This window comes from Thalassomonas actiniarum, from assembly GCF_000948975.2.
Classification (GTDB): Bacteria; Pseudomonadota; Gammaproteobacteria; order Enterobacterales; family Alteromonadaceae; genus Thalassomonas; species Thalassomonas actiniarum.
In genome coordinates this window covers 5,359,833-5,377,437 of the sequence record NZ_CP059735.1, presented here as the reverse complement: position 1 = coordinate 5,377,437, position 17,605 = coordinate 5,359,833, and the positions used below count along the sequence as shown (strand labels likewise).

The window sequence follows — 17,605 nt, the reverse complement described above, 5'->3', positions numbered from 1 at the left end:
CAGGCAAGGTTTTTCAGCGCAGGCTTTAAACCTGCGCTGCTGTTTTCCAAGCTTATTAATGGGCGGATAAACTTAATAAACCCCGGGTTTGCTCATTCACATCCTTACAGGAAAGCAGGTTGCTTTGTGAATGTGTGCTTACCTGCTCGGTAAAGTCTTTGATCTGCACTATGCTTTGCGAAACCTCGTGCATGACCTGGGTTTGCTCTTCCACTGCAGTGGCGATGCTGGCGCTCTTTTGATTGACCAGGTTCATTTTTTCCACCACTTGCTCCAGGATATCGCTGGTACTGTTGATGCTCTGTAAGCTGTTTAAGCCTGCCTGCTTACAGCTTTGGGTGTCGGTGACAATGATTTGGGTAAACTGTTGCAGTTCACTGATGATTTGTGAAATTTGCTCGGTTGATTCCTGGGTGCGGGTGGCCAGCATGCGGACTTCGTCGGCCACCACAGAAAATCCCCGTCCCTGTTCGCCGGCGCGGGCTGCCTCGATGGCGGCGTTAAGGGCCAGTAAATTCGTTTGTTCGGCGATGCTGCGAATTACTTCAATGACATCTGAAATGCCGGTGCTTTTTTCATTTAAGGTATTTATCTGTTGATCTGAGTGCACTAATTTATCGGATAACTGGCTGATCATCTCGCTTGCCTGTTTAAGTTTCTCCTGGCCCTGTTTGACAAACTTATTGGCATTGGCAACAGATTCCGCGGTATCGCTGGTATTGACGGCAATCTCATTGGCGGATGCTTCGAGCTGGGTGGCTGCCGAGGCCACCATTTCACTTTGCCCCATTTGCTGGCTCAGGTGGCCGCAGATTTGCTCGGCATTGTTTTGCACATCAAACGTGACATTGGAGAGCTGTTTGACCTGTTGTAATACCTTGTTGGTAAAGTTCATAAAGTCATTGAAGACATCGACAAAACCGCCGATTTCATCGTCGCGGATTTTCCTGGCTCTGAGGCTCATTTCTTTGCTGGTTTTGATGGTGTTGATATCTTCGATAAAGTAATTGATCGGGGTTAATATGGTGCGGATCATATAAAAAATGGCGCTGGCCAGTGCCAGTGCGATTAGCACAAATAAGATGATGGCGCTCAGGTAGCTGCTGTTGGTTTTTGCCAAACTGGCCTGGATGATGGTTGCCGACAGGGCTTTAAGCTCCTGCTCTGCCAGATGTACACTTTGCCGTAACTCCCCCCTTAAGCCGCTGTTTTCGTCTAAACCTATTTGCGCGGTCAGGGCAGCAAAAGCGCTGAATAGCTGGCTATAGCTATCGAGCAGCAACAACGAGCGGTTGTCATTTTTCAGGGCTTGTTTTAGCTGTCCGGTTAGCTGGGCATGCTGGTCGGCATATTTTTGCTCCAGGCGCATCATATAATCTTTTTCGTTACGCCTGATTTTCAGCAAAGTCAGATAATTCAGCTGGTGATTGTTATCGATAAAGCGCTGCTCCAGCTCGTGGCTTTTGGCGCGTAATTCGCCATAAAGGCCTTTATCCTTTGCGATGCCTTTTTTGAAATAGGCTTGTACCAGGGCATTAAAATGATGCTGATAACTTTGCATTAAACGGCTGAAACTTTCGGTATTATAGTCGATACCTTCCCGGGACAGCTGCCCGCTCAGCCGGGATAAGCCGGCGGTTAATGTCTGGTAATTACCGGTAAAGCGTTTGGGGTACTTGGCGTCAAAGCGCATCAGGAAGTCTTTTTCATTTCTGCGCAGCTGCAGCTGTAATAACTGCAGATCTTGCACCTGGCTTTTTATGGTTGCCAGGGTGTCGATTTTATGTTGAAAATACTGTCCGGTTAAGCCAAGTATCAGGATACTGGCGAGGATCAGGAAAAATAACAGGTGTAATTTTCGTTTGATACTAAGGTTTGCGATACGACTTAGCACAGGCAAGGTCATGGCGCTAACTCCCTTTAGGCACAGGTATCTATAGGTTTAGCAGTTAGTCTGGTTAATTTCAAAACCGGTGCCCGCCACCCCGGGTAAAATAAGTAAATAACCGGGTAAAAATGAATTAAAAGTAAAATACCTCCGGCCGCAGCTTGCCTTTTTCGCCTGTTTTCCCTACAATACGCGACCTTAATTCAGCCCTAGAATTTTTGTTCCTTGCCTTAATGCTGGTGTTGGCTGAGCCAGGTATAAGGCTACAACCGTAAGGAGCTCGTAATGCGTCATTACGAAATCGTATTTATGGTTCACCCTGATCAGAGTGAACAAGTACCAGGTATGATCCAGCGTTATACTGATCTTATCAATGGTGCCGAAGGTAAAATCCACCGTCTTGAAGACTGGGGACGTCGCCAATTAGCATACCCAATCAACAAACTACACAAAGCTCACTATGTTCTTATGAACATTGAAGCGCCTCAAGTAGTTATTGATGAACTAGAAACATCTTTCCGTTATAACGATGTCATCATCCGTAACATGATCATGCGCACTAAAACTGCCGTTACTGAAGCTTCTGCTATGGCTACTGCCAAAGAAGAACGTCGTGACGACCGTCGCGAAGAGCGCAGCGAAGTTAAGAAAGACGTTGCTGAAGCCCCAGCTGCTGTTGAAAAAGCAGAAGAAGCTGCCGGCGAATAATAGTCGTCTGTGATTGAAAATAACCTGGTGTTGGTAGGGCAGGTGGTTAAGACCCCTAAATTATCAACCAGCCCGGCAGGCATTCATCATTGTCAGTTTTCGATAGAGCACCGCTCTATACAAAACGAAGCTGGCTTGAACCGGCAAGCCTTTGTCAGGATGCAGGTAGTGGCAACCGGGGAGTGGTCACAACACTTAACTCGTGATTTAACTGCAGGCAGTAATATAAAAGTGAGTGGTTTTATTAACCGCCATGAATCCAGAAACGGTAATCCGCTTTTGGTATTACATGCCCAACAGATTGAAATGATTAATTAGGAGAAATCCATGTCTCGTTTTTTTAGACGTCGTAAGTTCTGCCGCTTCACAGCGGAAGGCGTTAGCTCTATCGATTACAAAGATATCGCTACGCTGAAAAACTATATCACTGAAAGTGGTAAAATTGTTCCTAGCCGTATTACCGGTACTAATGCTAAATACCAACGTCAACTTGGTCGTGCGATCAAGCGTGCTCGTTACTTAGCGCTTTTACCATACACCGATTTACATAAGTAAGCTAATAAGGGGTTTATAATGGAAGTAATTCTTCTAGATAAAATCGCCAAATTAGGCGGTCTTGGTGACAAAGTTACCGTAAAATCAGGTTATGCTCGTAACTTCTTATTACCAAAAGGTAAAGCAGTTTTCGCTTCTAAAGAAAATGTTGAACATTTTGAAGCGCGTCGTGCAGACTTAGAAAAGAAACTGGCTGAAGTATTAAAAGCTGCTGAAGCTCGTGCTGCTAAAGTTACTGAATTAGCTGAAGTGACTATCGCTTCTAAAGCCGGTGACGAAGGTAAGTTATTCGGTTCTATCGGTACTCGTGATATCGCTGATGCCATCACCGAAGCTGGTGTTGAAGTGGCTAAAGCTGAAGTACGTTTACCTTTAGGTACTATCCGCGAAACGGGTGAATTCGATATCGCTATTCACTTACACAATGATGTTGATACCAGCATCAAAGTAATTGTTATCGCTGAAGCTTAATTTTACCGGTTAACGGGCTGAATTCCTCGCGAATGAGCCGGTAACCACTAAAATTAATAAAAACACCGCCTTGGCAACAAGTGCGGTGTTTTTTTATACATGGATGTATTTATTCTGCGATCAAATGGACTTGAATGAGCTGGGTTTATACATGGATGTATTTCAGCTTATATGCTCCCGGCATAAGCTAAGTACTTGCATCTTGCAAGCAATCCTGCGATCAAATGGACTTGAATGAGCTGGGTTTATATGGATGTATCTCCGCCTGAACTTCTGGTAGAAAGGGCTCCCGCTATAAGCTAAGTATCCGCTTTAAAAGCAGGTACAGACCAGTCTTTCCCCTTAATCAAGCCCCGTTCCGACAGTCCGCCTAAACCTTGTAATCCCCCGGTATGCAAGAGTATAATTTTGTGTCCTGGCGGGAAATATTCCTGCTCGATTAAGTCTAACAAGGCCAGCAGCATTTTGCCGGAATAAACCGGTTCAAAGGTGATACCGGTTTGCCGGTTGAAGGCTAAAATGCGCTGACAATCATCCTCGCTGAACCTGGCATATCCGCCCCGGTGAAAGGTGTTTAATATTTGCCAGTGATGATGTTGACCGGCATTGCTGCCTAATAGCTGTTTAACTTCCTGTATCAGGTAATCTTGCTGTTTTAATACCGCCACCCCCAGCAGCTGATGCTGATTGTTATCGGCGGCAATTAAGCCAGCCAGGGTGCCGCCGCTGCCTACCGGGGCCATTAAGGTATCAAAGTCTGTTTGCTCATTTAATTCCATGATCACTTCCCCGACACCGGGCAAGGCCAGTTCGTTACTGCCTCCTTCGGGAATAATATAATAGTCCGGGTATAAGGCCTGCAGCTCTTGCAGGTAAGCCTGGTCATGGCGTAAGCGGTAGGTCTGGCGATCGACAAAGGTGAGTTCCATGCCCCACGACTGTGCCTGGCTTAAGGTGCAATTGGCCGCATATTGGCTTTCACCGCGGATGATGCCCCGACAGGGAAGTTGCTGCTGGTAGCAGGCAAAAGCCAGGGCGTGGATATGGTTGGAGTAACTGCCGCCAAAACTGAGCGCTCCTTTAAATCCCTGTTCTTTAGCAAAGCTGAGATTGTATTTGAGTTTACGCCATTTATTGCCGGAAATAATCGGGTGGATCAAATCATCCCGTTTAATTTTTACCTCCAGCTTATGTTTTGCAAAGAGCGGGTGTTGTATAGTTTGTAAAGGAGAGTGAGTTTGCATAAAAATTTTAACTGTCGGCGCCAGACCTTGATTTTGATCTCTTAAGCTTTGTTTTTTAAAATTAAAAAGCTTGCGCCGCGAGATGAATAGACGATAATGGATTATAGCATCATGCCAATAGCAATAATAATATTGATAAATGCCAGTTATTAACTCATTGACAAAATTCTTTGTAAAAAAAGAATCTCATCACCAGCTTGGTATCAGCTTACGCCAGGATGCCCTGGTATTTTGCTATTTTCCTGAAAATTCAGCGCCTCAGGCGCAGGAAATTCCCTTAATTGATAATAATTACCAGCTTGGCCTGATGAAACTTGCCGAGGACGGCTCCCTCAAAGGGGAGTGCCACCTGGTACTGTCATCCCAGTTTTATCAGGTAGTGCAGCTGGATAAGCCCCAGGTGCCCCCCGATGAGATTAATGCGGCGTTAAAGTGGCAGGTAAAAGATTTAGTCACTTTTCCTCCAGAAGATATGGTACTGGATTATTTTGATGCGCCGCAGTTGCCGAACAGTCCGCAAAAAATAAATGTCGTTTGTGCGCGCCAGTCTGTGTTGAAGGAAATGGTGACCCTGCTGCAGGAGAAACGCCTGCGTTTAAAAAGCATTATTACCGAAGAGTTTGCCTTTAGCGCCCTGTTGCCGCCGGAAGAAGATGCCTGTTTGCTGGTATGCCAGCAGCCGCATGAAGAAATTGTGTTAATAATTATCAAGCAGGGACAAATTTACTTTCATCGCCGCTTGCGGGGCTTTAGTGAGATTGCCCGGCGCTCTGAGCTTGAATTACAGGCGGGCGTGGTTGATGCCCTGAGCTTGGAAATACAAAGGTCGAGTGATTTCTTTGAACGCCAGTTGAAACAGGCACCGATTAAACATATTCGTTTAATGTTGCCGATGGCGCAGGAGGCGTTTCTGGCGGAGAAACTCGGTGAAAATACCAATATGCCTGTGACCCTGCTAGCTCTGGAGGAGTCGGTGCCGCGTGAAAAGTCTGCGGCCCGGGGAGCGATTTTAGCCGATCGCCGGGGAGTCTTCTGATGGCGATAAAAACCGCTATTAACCTGTTACAGCCGGAATTATTGCCGCCAAAAGCCCTGCTCACCTTAAACCGGGTGCTGGCGCTGTGGACCGTGGTTTTGCTCTTGATGTTGAGCTGGTGGTATAGCAGTGATTACAGCTTAACTCAGGTTAAGGCCGAGGTCGGGCAGTTGAACTCACAAAAGAATAAACAGACAAAACTGCTGGAAAAGTTAGAGCAGGATATTACCCGGCATAAACCAGACCCGCTGCTATTGGCTAAACTCGAGACCATGAAACTTATTGTTGCCAATAAGCAAGGCCTGCACGGCCAGCTAACGGATGCTTCCGGCAGTTACGTTGCCGGTTTTTCCGGGGCCATGACCGAACTGGCCAAGTTTCATAGTGCGGATATCAGTTTAGAGCATATCAGCATCGCCGGTAAGCAGATAAGCTTTGAAGGCTCGACCCGTTCTGCCCAGGCGGTACCGCAGTGGCTGGCCAATTTTGAACAATCGAGTGTGTTGTCCGGCCAGGTTTTTTCTGATTTTAGCCTAGCGCAGGACCCTGATCAGGAGCAGCACCTGAAATTTAAAGTCAGCACTTCGGCCACTATAGCGGCCCAAGGGGATGATAAATCCGCGGACGGGGTGAAAAAAGCCAGTTTACTTTCTCTGATGGGGCAAAAATAATGCAGCAATGGCAGCAGTTAAGTGAAAAGTTTTTATCCCTGAGCCAAAGGGAGCAGCTGTTGATCCTGTTAACCGGTACTGTGTTGATTGTTTTTACCTTTTTTACCCTGGCCATAGATAAAAACCTGGTGGGGGTGCGCAACCTGCAACAGCAAAAGCAGCAGTTGACCTCGTCGAATAAGGGCTTAAGTGAGTCGGTTTCCAGTTTGCAGCAGGCGTTAAAGCGGGATCCCAATATTGCCTTGAAGCAGCAGCTGAAGCAATACGAGCAAGAACTGTTAGCTGCCGATCAGCAGTTGTTGACCTTAACCTCAGATCTGATCGATCCGGTGCAAATGCGTTATGCACTTACCGATTTACTGGCTATGCAGCCTGAGATCAAACTGCTTTCGTTTGAACTGCTCCCGCCGAGGGAGTTAATTTCAGCCCCGCCAACTCAGGAGCCGGCAACACAAGTTTCAGCGGCAGCATCAGGCAGTGAACAAAAAAACAGCACGAAGGCGGAAAGTGATGGCGAGTTTAAAGCCATGACCTTATATCGCCACGGCATTAAGTTGAAACTTCAGGGGCGTTACTTTCAATTGCGGGATTATCTGGCGCAAATGGAAAAACTCTCCTGGCGTTTTTTCTGGCAAGACTTCGATTACCGCTTAGTTGAGTATCCCAGCAGTGAGCTGGAGGTGGAAATTTATAGCCTGAGTACCAAGAGGGCTTTTATCGGTGTGTAGATTGACGTTAGTTTTAGTATGTTTTCTGTTATCGCTTCCCGTGTGTGCCTGGCAGGGGGCTGATCCTACCCGGCCCCTTGTGCCGGGGCAGACGGCTGCTGCGATAAAAAGTAAAGGCGATATCGTACTGCAGTCCATTATCCGCAAACAGCAGGCACATAAAGCGGTGATTAATGGTGAAGTGGTGAGTCAGGGGGACAGCATCAGTGGATACCGGGTGGTTGAAATCAGGCCTTCTTCGGTACTGTTAAAGTCTGCAGAAAATCAGCTTGAGTTATCCCTATTTTCCGGCGCCATATTTTCGAGTAAAGAGCTTTCCAGTGAAGAGCTTTCCGGCGCAGAGTTTTCCGGCGAAGTAAAAAAACAACAATGAAAAGAATTTATCGAATGAAACAGTTAAAAATATCATCGCTTATCTGCTCTGTGCTGCTGTTGGGCTGCCAGTCGGTGCCCGAGGCGCCAACAGAGATCAACCAGGCGTTAGAGCAAGCCATCAGTGAAAGTGCCGAGTTCAAAGCGCCCAAACCGCTGGAGCAGGTACCTGATATTGTCAACCAGGAGTTGATGGCGCAGGGCCTGGAGCAGGGAAAACAAAGCCTGTTGGCGGAAAAACGCCTGGAAATTGCCGCCAACCAGATCCCGGCGGCGGAATTTTTTGCCGCCATCGTCGATGATTCCCAATATAGTGTTGCGGTACACCCCGGGGTCTCCGGCAATATCACCCTTAACCTTAAAGGGGTCACCCTGAATGAAGTGCTGGAAGTGCTGGAGCAGCTTTATGGTTTTGATATCAACCGGCAGGGCAAAATTATCCAGGTTTTTCCGGCGGGGATCCGCACCGAAACGATCCCGTTAAATTATTTGTTCGTGAAACGTTTTGGCCACTCCAGTACCCAGATCAATTCCGGCGGGGTTTCGGAAAATGTCGAGGGCAGCGGCAATAGCAATAATAACTCCAGCAATAATTCATCGAATAATAATAATGACTCGGACAACAACAATAATAATCGCAATAACCAGGGCGGCAGCGGTATCAATATTCAGACGGAAAGCAGCTCGGATTATTGGAGCGAACTTGAACAAACCCTGCAGGTGTTGATTGGTGAAGGGGAAGACAGATCTGTGTTTATCTCACCCCATGCCGGGCTGGTGACGGTGCGCGCCTTGCCGGATGAAATTAAGGCGGTGAAAGACTTTATCAACGACAGCCAGGACCGCTTAAGACGCCAGGTGATTATTGAAGCGAAAATTATGGAAGTTACCCTCAATGATGATTTCCAGCAGGGCATTAACTGGCAAAGCGTTGTCGGCCATATTGGCAGCACGGATCTTGGTTTTTCCACCAGCACCAACGGCTCAGGGGAAAGGATTGCCGGCAATGTCATTTCCAAAGCCATAGGCGGGGTGACCAGCCTCTCCTTTGTAAATGCCGATTTTAATGGTGTGATTTCTCTATTATCCACCCAGGGTAATGTCCAGGTGTTATCCAGCCCGCGCATTACCGCCACCAATAATCAGAAGGCGGTGATCAAGGTTGGTGAAGACGAATTTTTTGTGACCGGTTTATCCAGTAATACTACCTCTACCGGTTCAACCACCACGACATCGCCGGAAGTTGAATTAACCTCCTTTTTTGGCGGTATTGCCCTGGATGTCACGCCGCAAATCGACGGCAGCGGCGAAGTGATTTTACATGTCCATCCCTCGGTTACTGTGATTGAAGAGCAGGTAAAAGTTATCACCTTAAGCGAAGGGGATTATGTTTTGCCGCTGGCGCAAAGCAGTGTCCGGGAGTCAGATACCATAGTGAAGGCTAAATCCGGTGAAATCGTAGTCATCGGCGGCCTAATTGAAACCCAGAAGACCGATTTGGAATCGAAAACACCTTTGCTGGGAGATCTGCCGATTTTGGGTGAGATGTTTAAAAATAAAAGTAAGGCAAGCCAGAAAAAAGAACTGGTGATCATGTTAAAACCTATCGTCATTGGACAGGATACCTGGCATAACCAGTTAGAAGATGCCAGATCCCTGCTAAAACAATGGTTTCCAGAAGAAAAATCCTGATAAATGAGCAAAAAGCCGTGTTGGTGCAAGCAGGTAAGTGTGTTGGGGCAATAATCAGGGGGAGTTATGTATCTTTATCATTTTGGCTTAACTGAGTTGCCTTTTACCTTAACCCCTAATACCAGCTTCTATCTGGCGCTGCAGCCCCATAATGAAGCGCTGGCGGTGCTGTTGACCGCTTTGAAAACCGGTGAAGGTTTTATCAAGCTGGTGGGAGAAGTCGGCACCGGAAAAACCTTGTTATGCCGTAAGCTGTTGAATGAGTTGCCCGCGCATTTTGTCAGCGCCTATATTCCCAACCCTTATTTGAAACCGGATGAACTGCGCCGGGCGGTGGCGGTAGAGCTGGGAGTAAAGCAGGCGCAGCGGATGTCGGTGCAACTACTGACCCAGCGTATCCAGGAGCGCTTGCTGGAGCTGCACCAAAAGGGACATTCTGTGGTGTTGATTTTAGATGAAGCCCAGGCACTGCCGGCTGAAAGCCTGGAAGCACTGCGCTTGTTTACCAATTTGGAAACCGAAAGCCGAAAATTATTACAAGTGGTATTGTTCGCCCAGCCGGAGCTGGATCAGCGCCTTGGCGAAGCGCATTTTCGCCAGCTTAAACAAAGGATCACTTTCTCCTACCGCTTAAGGGCCATGGATGCGGCAGAGGTGGAGCAGTATATCCGGCACAGGTTAACCGTGGCGGGTTATAAAGGGGCGGAGTTATTTCCCGCCGCCCTTAGCCGGAAAATTGCCCGGGTTAGCCAAGGCATTCCGCGGCTGGTGAATGTCTTATGCCATAAGATGCTGATGTTGGGTTACGGTCAGGGGTCTTATCAGTTAACCGGGAAACAGCTGCAGGCGGCAGTCAAGGATACTGAATCGGTTGACAGCAGTAACCATGTTTATTTGATGATGGCAAGTGTCTCTGTGCTGGCGGCATTGTTTTTAGGTTATTTTATTTTTGGAGCAGGCGCTTGAGTGTTATCAATCAGATGTTAAATGATTTGCAGCAAAGGGAGCGGCAAAAACAGGGGCCAGGGCAGCAGGCGTCGGCGGCGCTTACCGCTTCTGCCGCTGTGGCGGCTAAGGTTCCTTCAAGCGCGAGGAATTTAGTGCTGGCGGTATTGCTGACCCTGATAAGTTGTGGCGTTGTTTTTTTTCTTTGGCAACTGTCTAATGAAAACCAGCTCTTAAAGCAAACCCTGGCGCAACAAGTCCCCGCAGCTGAGCAAGAAATGATAAGAGCGGAGCCCTTAGCTAATAAAAAGCCTTCAGCAAATAGAGAGCCTTCAGCAGGTGAAGAGCCCTCAGTCGTTGTAGAGCCTTCGATTGCTGAAGAGAGCTTAAAAAGTGCAGAGCCGGTAGCCTTGAGGAAGTTATCAGCCAAGGAAGACGCTTCAGGTGCTAAAGAAGCGGTTAACTCTTCGGTTGAGGAAACCATTCTAACCCAAACACAAGCTGTAGTTGCTAAAGCAGCTCTGACAGAAGAACCCCCTTTGGCTGCAAAGCAAGCTTTAATAGCGGCCGGCCCTTCGGCGGGACAAGAGCCTGCTGTTAAAACTGCAGAACTTGAGCCTGGACTTAAACCTGAGCCCCCCAGGCTGGCGATATCCCGCAAAAAAGTCAGTGCTGATGAACTGGTAAAGCAAAAATGGGCACAGGCGGAGCAGGCCATTAACAGCAAGCAGCTGGCGGTGGCGGAAGCATTACTTGAAGATATCCTGCTGCTTCAGCCCGGCCATGAGCAGGGGCGTAAACAATTGTCGGCGCTGTGGTTCGGCCGTCAGGCATATCAGGCGGCAATCAATGTGCTGGCACAGGGCATCAGCCTGGCGCCGGATAACCAAGAATTTCGCCTGATGCAGGCTAAAATTTACCTGTCCCGGGGCCTTAAAGAAAAAGCTTACCAGGTGTTGCAGGTTTTAGCCGCAGCAGAAAATAACGATTACCTGGCGGCACTGGCCAATGCCGCGCAACAAACCGGGCGTTATCAGCAGGCCAGTGAACTTTATCTGCAATTAACCCGGTCACAGCCGACGCTTAGCCGTTGGTGGTTGGGACTTGGCGTTGCCCACGACAGTAACAGCCGCTTCGATCAGGCGATAAGTGCTTATCGTTATGCACTGGAGACAGGCAATTTATCTATGAGTTCTTCCCAATTTGCCCGGCAACGTTTGCAGCAGTTGGGAGGTTAACCATGTTTGATATTCTTAAAGTGAAAGGCGCTATTGGCGAGCTGTTGAACATGGTGAAGCGGCTTGTTGTTAACCAGCCGGCTAAATTATCCCTCGGGTTTACGCCCGCCTTATTGTCAGGAGCTTGTTAGTTATGGTGGCACCTAAATTAAAGATGCGGCTGGGGGACCTTCTGGTCCATGAGCATATCATTACCAATGAGCAGTTGATGCAGGCGCTTAGCAGCCAGAAAACGTCCGGAAGAAAATTGGGGGATACCCTGATAGAGCTGGGGCACATCGGTGAACGCCAGTTGCTGGAGTTTTTGGCGCAACAATTGGGGGTGCCTTTTCTTGATATCAGTCAGCGTAATATTCCCGGAAATGTCGCTACGCTGCTGCCGGAGGTTCATGCCCGGCGGTTAAGGGCACTGGTGATTGAAGATCAGGGGGATGCTGTATTGCTTGGTATGAGCGATCCGGCAGATCTTAATGCCCTGGATCAGCTGGAAGTCATGCTCTCGCCCAAGGCGCTTAACCTGGCCGTGGTCATGGAGTCGCAAATATTCGAAGCCTTTGATGGCTTATACCGGCGTACCGCGGATATCGAGTCTTTTGCCAGCCAGCTGGAAGAAGAATATGATCAAACCACAGAGTTTGATCTTACCACTACCTTTGATGACGGCGGTGACGCCACCGTCGGCAAGTTGCTGCAATCCGTGTTTGAAGATGCCATTCAAATGCGCGCTTCGGATATTCATATCGAACCGGATGAAAACCTGCTGCGTATCCGCCAGCGTATCGACGGGGTTTTGCAGGAAAATGTGTTAAAGGAAAATAAAATCGCCTCGGCCATGGTGCTGAGGTTAAAGCTAATGGCGGGGTTGGATATCTCGGAAAAGCGTCTGCCCCAGGATGGCCGTTTTAATCTGAGAACCAAAGGCCATAGCATAGATGTGCGTATGTCGACCATGCCGGTGCAGCATGGCGAATCTGTAGTGATGCGGCTGCTGGACCAATCCGCCGGTTTATTGTCTTTTGATGAAACCGGGATGCCGGAAGAACTTATTACCCGGCTCAGGAACCAGATCAGCCGTCCCCACGGCATGGTGCTGGTGACCGGGCCTACCGGGAGTGGAAAAACCACGACTTTGTACGCGGCCTTAAGCGAATTAAACCTGGCCAGTAAAAAGATCATTACCGTAGAAGATCCGGTGGAATATCAGTTGCCGCGTATCAACCAGGTGCAGATTAATGCCAAGATTGATCTGGACTTTTCCAGCGTCCTGCGTACCGCCTTGCGTCAGGATCCCGATATTTTGATGGTGGGGGAAATGCGGGATCAGGAAACCGTGGAAATCGGCTTGCGGGGCGCGTTAACCGGACACATGGTGTTATCCACCTTGCATACCAACGACGCCATTACCAGTGCGATCCGCCTGATTGATATGGGGGCGGCGGGTTTTTTGGTGGGCAGTTCGCTTAGGGCAATTATCGCCCAGCGCCTGGTGCGAAGGTTATGCACTAAGTGCGCAACCGATTATGATGTGGAAAGCCAGGATATGTTGTGGTTACAGCACTTGGTGGGCAACCGGGCGGAGCAGGCACAGTTTAAGCGGGGCCTGGGTTGTCAGTCTTGCCACTATACCGGTTATAAAGGCCGTATCGGGGTGTTTGAGTTACTGGAAATGAACGAACCTATGATGGCGGCGCTTAAACGGGACGACGCCGAAGGTTTTACCCGTCTGGCTAAAGAACATCCCGGGTTTAAACCCCTGGCCGTGTCGGCATTTGATTATGCCGATGCCGGTATCACCAGTGTCGAAGAAGTATTACGCCTGGTAGAAACCGTGAATGTAACAGGATAATTAACCTTTATGGCGGCATTTCAATATACAGGTCGGGATAATAAAGGCGCTCAGGTCAAAGGCCAGTTGGAAGCGGCGAATGCCGCAGCGGTGGCTGAGCAGCTGGCGCGCCAGAAAATTATTGTTACCGGGATTGAACCGGCGAAAACCGCCGGCGCCAGTCTTGCTCAGCTGGATATCCGGGAAGCGCTGGGATTTTCCCTGGTTTCTTTAGATGATCTGATTGTTTTTTGCCGGCAAATGTATGCCCTGATGCGCTCGGGCGTGCCTATCTTGCGGGCCATTCACGGTTTATCCGAGTCGAGCAACTCCCCCAGGTTGCGCCTGGCACTGGCAGATGTTGCCAGCCAGCTTGAAGGGGGCTTTGCCTTGTCGTCGGCTATGAATCAGCATGCCAAACTCTTCTCTCCTTTGGTGGTTTCCATTATTCATGTCGGGGAAAATACCGGTAACCTGGATGAAGCTTTTCTTAAGCTGGCCAGCTATTTCCAGCGGGAGCTGGAAACGAGAAAACGCATCAAGACCGCGCTGCGTTATCCCAGCTTTGTGCTGGTGGCGCTGATGGCGGCCATGGTGGTGCTTAACATCTGGGTGATCCCTACCTTTGCCGATATGTTTGCCAAATTGGGCAGTGATTTGCCCTGGGCGACCAAGGTGTTGATCACTAGCTCTAATTTTTTTGTCAATTACTGGCCTTATATGCTGGTGCTGGCCATTTTTGGCTTTTTCGGCAGCCGCTATTATGTCAGGACCCCAAGGGGGCGTTATCAGTGGGACAAGTTTAAAACCCGGCTCCCTATTGTCGGCGGTATTATCGAAAGGTCAATTTTATCACGCTTTTCCCACAGCTTTTCCATTGTGCTGCGGGCGGGAGTTGCCATGACCTCGGGTTTGAGCCTGGTGGCAGATGCGGTAGATAACAGTTATATGCAGGAGAAAATTCTCACCATGCGCAGCGGTATTGAAAGCGGCGAAAGCTTGCTGCGCTCTGCCGTCGCCAGTGAATTATTTACTTCCCTGGTGTTGCAGATGATTGCCGTGGGTGAGGAAACCGGCCGGGTAGATGAGCTTTTGGCAGAAGTGGGCGATTACTACGAGCGAGAGGTGGATTACGAACTCAGTACCCTGACCGCGCGCATTGAGCCGGTATTGCTGATCCTGGTGGCGGGCATGGTTTTGATGCTGGCGCTGGGTATATTTACCCCGATGTGGGATATGGCTTCTGCCTTCCAGGGAAAATAATGTCTCGGCAGCAGCAGGTTGAAAAGCGGGAAAAGTCTCTGATAGAAACCCTGATGGTTATTTTGCTGGTAGTCGTGCTGATGGCCAGCTTCATTTATTATTACTTTAAACATCAGGCGGGGGTCAGTTCGGTAGGTTTTAATGCCCTGAGCCATAGTTTTAGTGCAAAACTGACCTCGGTACATGCCCAGTGGCTGATGGAAGGAAAACCGGCTTCGCTGGTACTGCGCACTTCACTGGCGGGAGAAGGAGTACAAACGCGGCAACAGCAAAGGATAGTGCTTAATGCTTATGGCTGGGTAGATGCGCCACCAGAGGGGCAGAAAAATGTATCCCGCTGTGACCTTATCTGGCAGCAGGTAATGGATGTGCCCATGATGTTTTTAAGATCTCCGGTGAGTTCACTTGAGCTGAGAAGGCCGGTTTTACCGCAGACAAAGGATAAACAAAGAAAGCCGGCAAAACCGTCATCAAGGGAAAAGTATCGACAACATCCTGGCAGCATCTGCCGTTATAGCCTGTTGTCGGGAGAGTATTTTCAATACCATTTGTTTAACGGCACGGTAGAAACCAGTGCAGGCTAACAGGACTATTTGAAATGAAAACGGTAAAAATCAGGCGAAAAATAACCGGAAAACAGGCAAAAACTTAGCAAAATAAATACAATGGGCAACACTAAGTAAGTGACTTGATTAGTATTTCATTGATAGAATCAAATGAGATTGCTTAAAAAGGCGATATTAGGACGACAAGCAAGAGGTCGATATGAAAAAACAATCGGGATTTACCCTTATTGAACTGGTTATCGTCGTAGTGATTTTGGGGCTATTGGCGGTGACGGCGATCCCTAAGTTTCTTGATCTGACCAGCCAGGCGCAACAGGCCAATATCGAGGGCATGGCGGGCGGTTTTGCCACCGGCGTTTCCCTGATCCGCGCCCAGTGGGAGGCGGAAGGACGCCCCAGTAATGCCTCGGATCAAAATAGCGTGGTTTATGACGGCACCGAAATGTTTTTAACCTTTGAAGGGACCGGCATACGTCCCGGTTATGTGACCGGCTTATCGGACAACGGCAATACCCTGGCAGGACTTGGAGCCGATGATTGTGTCGATATCTGGGAAAATATACTGCAGCAACCGCCTAAGGTGACCGATACTTTAGCCACCTTAAACGGTGACGATACTATCGATTATCTGGTCAGTAAATCCGGCACCGGGGCAGACAGCCTGTGCCATTATTATTTAGAGCAAACCCTGGCCCATGACGGCGACGGCAATGCCACAGATCCTGGCAATGCCACGACTGTGGGTAATAGTTTTACTTATCAGCCCGCCAACAGCTCTGTGATTGTTTATATCAATACCAATTAATTTTTGAGGACTAGTAAGGACATAAAATGAAACGTTTACAAAAGCAAGCGGGTTTTACCCTGATAGAGTTAGTGGTGGTTATCGTTATTCTGGGGATTTTGGCAGTAACCGCGGCGCCTAAATTTGTTGATTTGACCGGTGATGCCAATGGCGCGACCTTGCAGGGCGTGAAAGCGGCGGTGGAAACCGCCACCACAGGGGTGCATGCCAAGTCTTTGATTGCCGGTAACCATACAACAGTAAAAGGCGATGATCCAACGGTCACCGTTGCCGGCGCTACCATAGAAATCGGCAGTGGCTGGCACAATGCCACCTTGGAGAATTTTAATGACTTGCTGGACATACAATTTGGTGCGGGTGAACAATTTTCTAACGTTGTTGAAGGTACTTCTTTCTTTATCTATATTACCGGGGATACCGCCCCTACCGTGGCTGCACCGGGAAATTGCCGGGTACAATATACCGAAAGTGCCAATTCAAATGTAAAACCCGTTATTGACATTGATGTTACCGGTTGCAGTTAACCGGTAAAGAGTTTTCTCATTTTTCATTATGTATGGCCGAAATTCAGGTTTTACGTTAATCGAATCTGTTACCGTCATTATCCTGCTTGGGGTTTTGGCGGTTTCGGTGTTGCCCAGGTTTTCCGGCACCCGGGATTATGAAATTTATGCCTACCGCAGCCAGTTGATTGCCGCGCTGAGATTAACCCAACAAAGGGCTATGCAGCAAACTAATAGCACTTTATGTCACCAAATTGTCATACAAGATGGCCGTTATGGTGTTCCGGATCGTACCGATTGTAATGTCACCAATTTTCCCGCCGACTGGCAGCCGGACTTAACCGGCGCCGATGTGGACAGCAAACATAACATCAGTTTTGATATCAACGGCAACGCCAATCCCGGTATTATCCGTTTTGACGGTATGGGGGTGCCGCTGAATAATTGCAGTGGTGGCTGTATCTTAAACATTACCGGTGAATATGAAGTGCTGACTGTGCTCATTGCTGAGCAGGGGTACATCCGTGCCGGTTAATGTTTTCTCGGGAAGCAAGCATCTAGGTGCCAGCAAAAATACCGGTTTTACCCTGATAGAAGTGATAATCGGTATCGTGGTGTTGGCGATATCCTTTTCGGTGATCATGCGGGTTATCATCCCGACAGAGCAGCACAGCGCGGATCAAATTCACCAGGTGAAAGCCGCGGAATTGGCCCAGAGTTTGTTGGCAGAAATCACCGGGCGGGCTTTTGATCAAAATTCCGATATGGTAGGCGGTGTGATACGCTGCGATGATGCCAGCGCGACCGTCATTACCTGCACCGATGAAGCAAATTTTGGCGCCGAAGTCGGCGAAAATGAACGTAGTCTGTTTAACGACGTGGACGATTATCATGGTTATAGCGCCAGGGTAAATGCCAGCGGCGATAATTTAGATGCCAGCTATAATACTTTTACTCTTGCCGTTGCCGTTTCTTATCAGGGGATTGAACTTGGCCTGGGCAATGATCGGTTGGCTAAACGTATCATAATCACCGTCACCACGCCGCTGGGGACGGCCATGACCTTTACCGGCTATAAGGCGAACTTCTGATGTC

21 protein-coding genes are annotated in these 17,605 nt (G+C 48.6%); 19 read left to right on the top strand and 2 right to left on the bottom strand.

Annotated features, from left to right (window positions below):
- Window positions 1-55: 55 nt before the first annotated feature.
- Entirely contained in the window at window positions 56-1,906 is a 1,851-nt protein-coding gene (locus SG35_RS23490; protein WP_044830535.1) for a methyl-accepting chemotaxis protein, read from the bottom strand.
- A 267-nt stretch (window positions 1,907-2,173) separates the two neighbouring features.
- On the opposite strand from SG35_RS23490, the gene rpsF reads away from it, so the two are divergent.
- The 4 genes from rpsF to rplI are packed head-to-tail and all read left to right on the top strand — an operon-like array spanning window position 2,174 to window position 3,622.
- Window positions 2,174-2,596: a 30S ribosomal protein S6 gene (rpsF, locus tag SG35_RS23485; RefSeq protein ID WP_044830534.1), complete on the top strand. Its 423-nt coding sequence runs from the start codon at window positions 2,174-2,176 to the stop codon at window positions 2,594-2,596.
- Window positions 2,597-2,605: 9 nt separating this feature from the next.
- Window positions 2,606-2,914: a primosomal replication protein N gene (gene priB, locus SG35_RS23480; RefSeq protein WP_044830533.1), complete on the top strand. Its 309-nt coding sequence runs from the start codon at window positions 2,606-2,608 to the stop codon at window positions 2,912-2,914.
- 9 nt (window positions 2,915-2,923) lie between these two features.
- Window positions 2,924-3,151, top strand: a complete 228-nt coding sequence (gene rpsR, locus SG35_RS23475) for a 30S ribosomal protein S18 (protein ID WP_044830532.1) — start codon at window positions 2,924-2,926, stop codon at window positions 3,149-3,151.
- A gap of 18 nt (window positions 3,152-3,169) precedes the next feature.
- Window positions 3,170-3,622, top strand: coding sequence for a 50S ribosomal protein L9 (gene rplI, locus SG35_RS23470; protein ID WP_044830531.1), 453 nt, complete (start codon window positions 3,170-3,172; stop codon window positions 3,620-3,622).
- A gap of 299 nt (window positions 3,623-3,921) precedes the next feature.
- Here the strand turns inward: rplI and SG35_RS23465 are convergent, their stop codons facing one another.
- The gene (locus tag SG35_RS23465; protein ID WP_044830530.1) at window positions 3,922-4,866 is read right to left on the bottom strand and encodes a 1-aminocyclopropane-1-carboxylate deaminase/D-cysteine desulfhydrase; all 945 of its coding nucleotides are present in this window, start codon (window positions 4,864-4,866) and stop codon (window positions 3,922-3,924) included.
- A 157-nt stretch (window positions 4,867-5,023) separates the two neighbouring features.
- On the opposite strand from SG35_RS23465, the gene SG35_RS23460 reads away from it, so the two are divergent.
- The 15 genes from SG35_RS23460 to SG35_RS23390 all read left to right on the top strand — a co-directional run bounded on the left by SG35_RS23460 (window position 5,024) and on the right by SG35_RS23390 (window position 17,601).
- The gene (locus tag SG35_RS23460) at window positions 5,024-5,902 is read left to right on the top strand and encodes a hypothetical protein (protein ID WP_152646446.1); all 879 of its coding nucleotides are present in this window, start codon (window positions 5,024-5,026) and stop codon (window positions 5,900-5,902) included.
- Window positions 5,902-6,573 (top strand): PilN domain-containing protein, encoded by a 672-nt coding sequence (locus tag SG35_RS23455; protein WP_044830529.1) that lies wholly within the window; start codon window positions 5,902-5,904, stop codon window positions 6,571-6,573. Before SG35_RS23460 ends, SG35_RS23455 begins: the two co-directional genes overlap by 1 nt.
- Window positions 6,573-7,301 carry a hypothetical protein gene (locus SG35_RS23450; RefSeq protein ID WP_053042737.1) on the top strand — a complete coding sequence of 243 codons (729 nt, stop codon included), beginning with the start codon at window positions 6,573-6,575 and terminating at the stop codon, window positions 7,299-7,301. The genes SG35_RS23455 and SG35_RS23450 overlap by 1 nt, the downstream gene beginning before the upstream one ends.
- Window position 7,302: 1 nt before the next feature.
- Window positions 7,303-7,674 carry a hypothetical protein gene (locus SG35_RS23445; protein WP_044830527.1) on the top strand — a complete coding sequence of 124 codons (372 nt, stop codon included), beginning with the start codon at window positions 7,303-7,305 and terminating at the stop codon, window positions 7,672-7,674.
- A 14-nt stretch (window positions 7,675-7,688) separates the two neighbouring features.
- Window positions 7,689-9,365, top strand: coding sequence for a pilus (MSHA type) biogenesis protein MshL (gene mshL, locus SG35_RS23440; protein ID WP_044830526.1), 1,677 nt, complete (start codon window positions 7,689-7,691; stop codon window positions 9,363-9,365).
- A 66-nt stretch (window positions 9,366-9,431) separates the two neighbouring features.
- Window positions 9,432-10,331: an ExeA family protein gene (locus SG35_RS23435; RefSeq protein ID WP_044830525.1), complete on the top strand. Its 900-nt coding sequence runs from the start codon at window positions 9,432-9,434 to the stop codon at window positions 10,329-10,331.
- A complete protein-coding gene (locus SG35_RS23430; RefSeq protein WP_152646445.1) occupies window positions 10,328-11,548 on the top strand; it encodes a tetratricopeptide repeat protein in 1,221 nt (406 codons plus the stop codon). The genes SG35_RS23435 and SG35_RS23430 overlap by 4 nt, the downstream gene beginning before the upstream one ends.
- A gap of 2 nt (window positions 11,549-11,550) precedes the next feature.
- Window positions 11,551-11,679, top strand: a complete 129-nt coding sequence (locus SG35_RS23425; protein WP_274055261.1) for a hypothetical protein — start codon at window positions 11,551-11,553, stop codon at window positions 11,677-11,679.
- Between the two features lie 2 nt (window positions 11,680-11,681).
- Window positions 11,682-13,394, top strand: coding sequence for a GspE/PulE family protein (locus SG35_RS23420; protein WP_044830523.1), 1,713 nt, complete (start codon window positions 11,682-11,684; stop codon window positions 13,392-13,394).
- Window positions 13,395-13,403: 9 nt separating this feature from the next.
- A complete protein-coding gene (locus tag SG35_RS23415) occupies window positions 13,404-14,636 on the top strand; it encodes a type II secretion system F family protein (protein WP_044830522.1) in 1,233 nt (410 codons plus the stop codon).
- Window positions 14,636-15,220, top strand: coding sequence for a hypothetical protein (locus SG35_RS23410; protein WP_044830521.1), 585 nt, complete (start codon window positions 14,636-14,638; stop codon window positions 15,218-15,220). The genes SG35_RS23415 and SG35_RS23410 overlap by 1 nt, the downstream gene beginning before the upstream one ends.
- A 181-nt stretch (window positions 15,221-15,401) precedes the next feature.
- Window positions 15,402-16,007 carry a type II secretion system protein gene (locus SG35_RS23405; RefSeq protein ID WP_044830520.1) on the top strand — a complete coding sequence of 202 codons (606 nt, stop codon included), beginning with the start codon at window positions 15,402-15,404 and terminating at the stop codon, window positions 16,005-16,007.
- Window positions 16,008-16,033: 26 nt separating this feature from the next.
- Window positions 16,034-16,531 carry a type II secretion system protein gene (locus SG35_RS23400; protein ID WP_044830519.1) on the top strand — a complete coding sequence of 166 codons (498 nt, stop codon included), beginning with the start codon at window positions 16,034-16,036 and terminating at the stop codon, window positions 16,529-16,531.
- A gap of 28 nt (window positions 16,532-16,559) precedes the next feature.
- Window positions 16,560-17,045 carry a type II secretion system protein gene (locus SG35_RS23395; protein ID WP_044830518.1) on the top strand — a complete coding sequence of 162 codons (486 nt, stop codon included), beginning with the start codon at window positions 16,560-16,562 and terminating at the stop codon, window positions 17,043-17,045.
- Window positions 17,035-17,601: a type IV pilus modification PilV family protein gene (locus tag SG35_RS23390; RefSeq protein ID WP_044830517.1), complete on the top strand. Its 567-nt coding sequence runs from the start codon at window positions 17,035-17,037 to the stop codon at window positions 17,599-17,601. Before SG35_RS23395 ends, SG35_RS23390 begins: the two co-directional genes overlap by 11 nt.
- Window positions 17,602-17,605: the final 4 nt, after the last annotated feature.

Excerpts from the sequence above, each read along its gene's own strand:
- SG35_RS23490 (WP_044830535.1), bottom strand. The coding sequence starts at position 1,906 with ATGACCTTGCCTGTGCTAAGTCGTATCGCAAACCTTAGTATCAAACGA.
- rpsF (WP_044830534.1), top strand. The coding sequence starts at position 2,174 with ATGCGTCATTACGAAATCGTATTTATGGTTCACCCTGATCAGAGTGAA.
- rpsR (WP_044830532.1), top strand. The coding sequence starts at position 2,924 with ATGTCTCGTTTTTTTAGACGTCGTAAGTTCTGCCGCTTCACAGCGGAA.
- rplI (WP_044830531.1), top strand. The coding sequence starts at position 3,170 with ATGGAAGTAATTCTTCTAGATAAAATCGCCAAATTAGGCGGTCTTGGT.
- SG35_RS23465 (WP_044830530.1), bottom strand. The coding sequence starts at position 4,866 with ATGCAAACTCACTCTCCTTTACAAACTATACAACACCCGCTCTTTGCA.
- SG35_RS23455 (WP_044830529.1), top strand. The coding sequence starts at position 5,902 with ATGGCGATAAAAACCGCTATTAACCTGTTACAGCCGGAATTATTGCCG.
- SG35_RS23450 (WP_053042737.1), top strand. The coding sequence starts at position 6,573 with ATGCAGCAATGGCAGCAGTTAAGTGAAAAGTTTTTATCCCTGAGCCAA.
- mshL (WP_044830526.1), top strand. The coding sequence starts at position 7,689 with ATGAAACAGTTAAAAATATCATCGCTTATCTGCTCTGTGCTGCTGTTG.
- SG35_RS23435 (WP_044830525.1), top strand. The coding sequence starts at position 9,432 with ATGTATCTTTATCATTTTGGCTTAACTGAGTTGCCTTTTACCTTAACC.
- SG35_RS23425 (WP_274055261.1), top strand. The coding sequence starts at position 11,551 with ATGTTTGATATTCTTAAAGTGAAAGGCGCTATTGGCGAGCTGTTGAAC.
- SG35_RS23420 (WP_044830523.1), top strand. The coding sequence starts at position 11,682 with ATGGTGGCACCTAAATTAAAGATGCGGCTGGGGGACCTTCTGGTCCAT.
- SG35_RS23415 (WP_044830522.1), top strand. The coding sequence starts at position 13,404 with ATGGCGGCATTTCAATATACAGGTCGGGATAATAAAGGCGCTCAGGTC.
- SG35_RS23410 (WP_044830521.1), top strand. The coding sequence starts at position 14,636 with ATGTCTCGGCAGCAGCAGGTTGAAAAGCGGGAAAAGTCTCTGATAGAA.
- SG35_RS23405 (WP_044830520.1), top strand. The coding sequence starts at position 15,402 with ATGAAAAAACAATCGGGATTTACCCTTATTGAACTGGTTATCGTCGTA.
- SG35_RS23400 (WP_044830519.1), top strand. The coding sequence starts at position 16,034 with ATGAAACGTTTACAAAAGCAAGCGGGTTTTACCCTGATAGAGTTAGTG.
- SG35_RS23395 (WP_044830518.1), top strand. The coding sequence starts at position 16,560 with ATGTATGGCCGAAATTCAGGTTTTACGTTAATCGAATCTGTTACCGTC.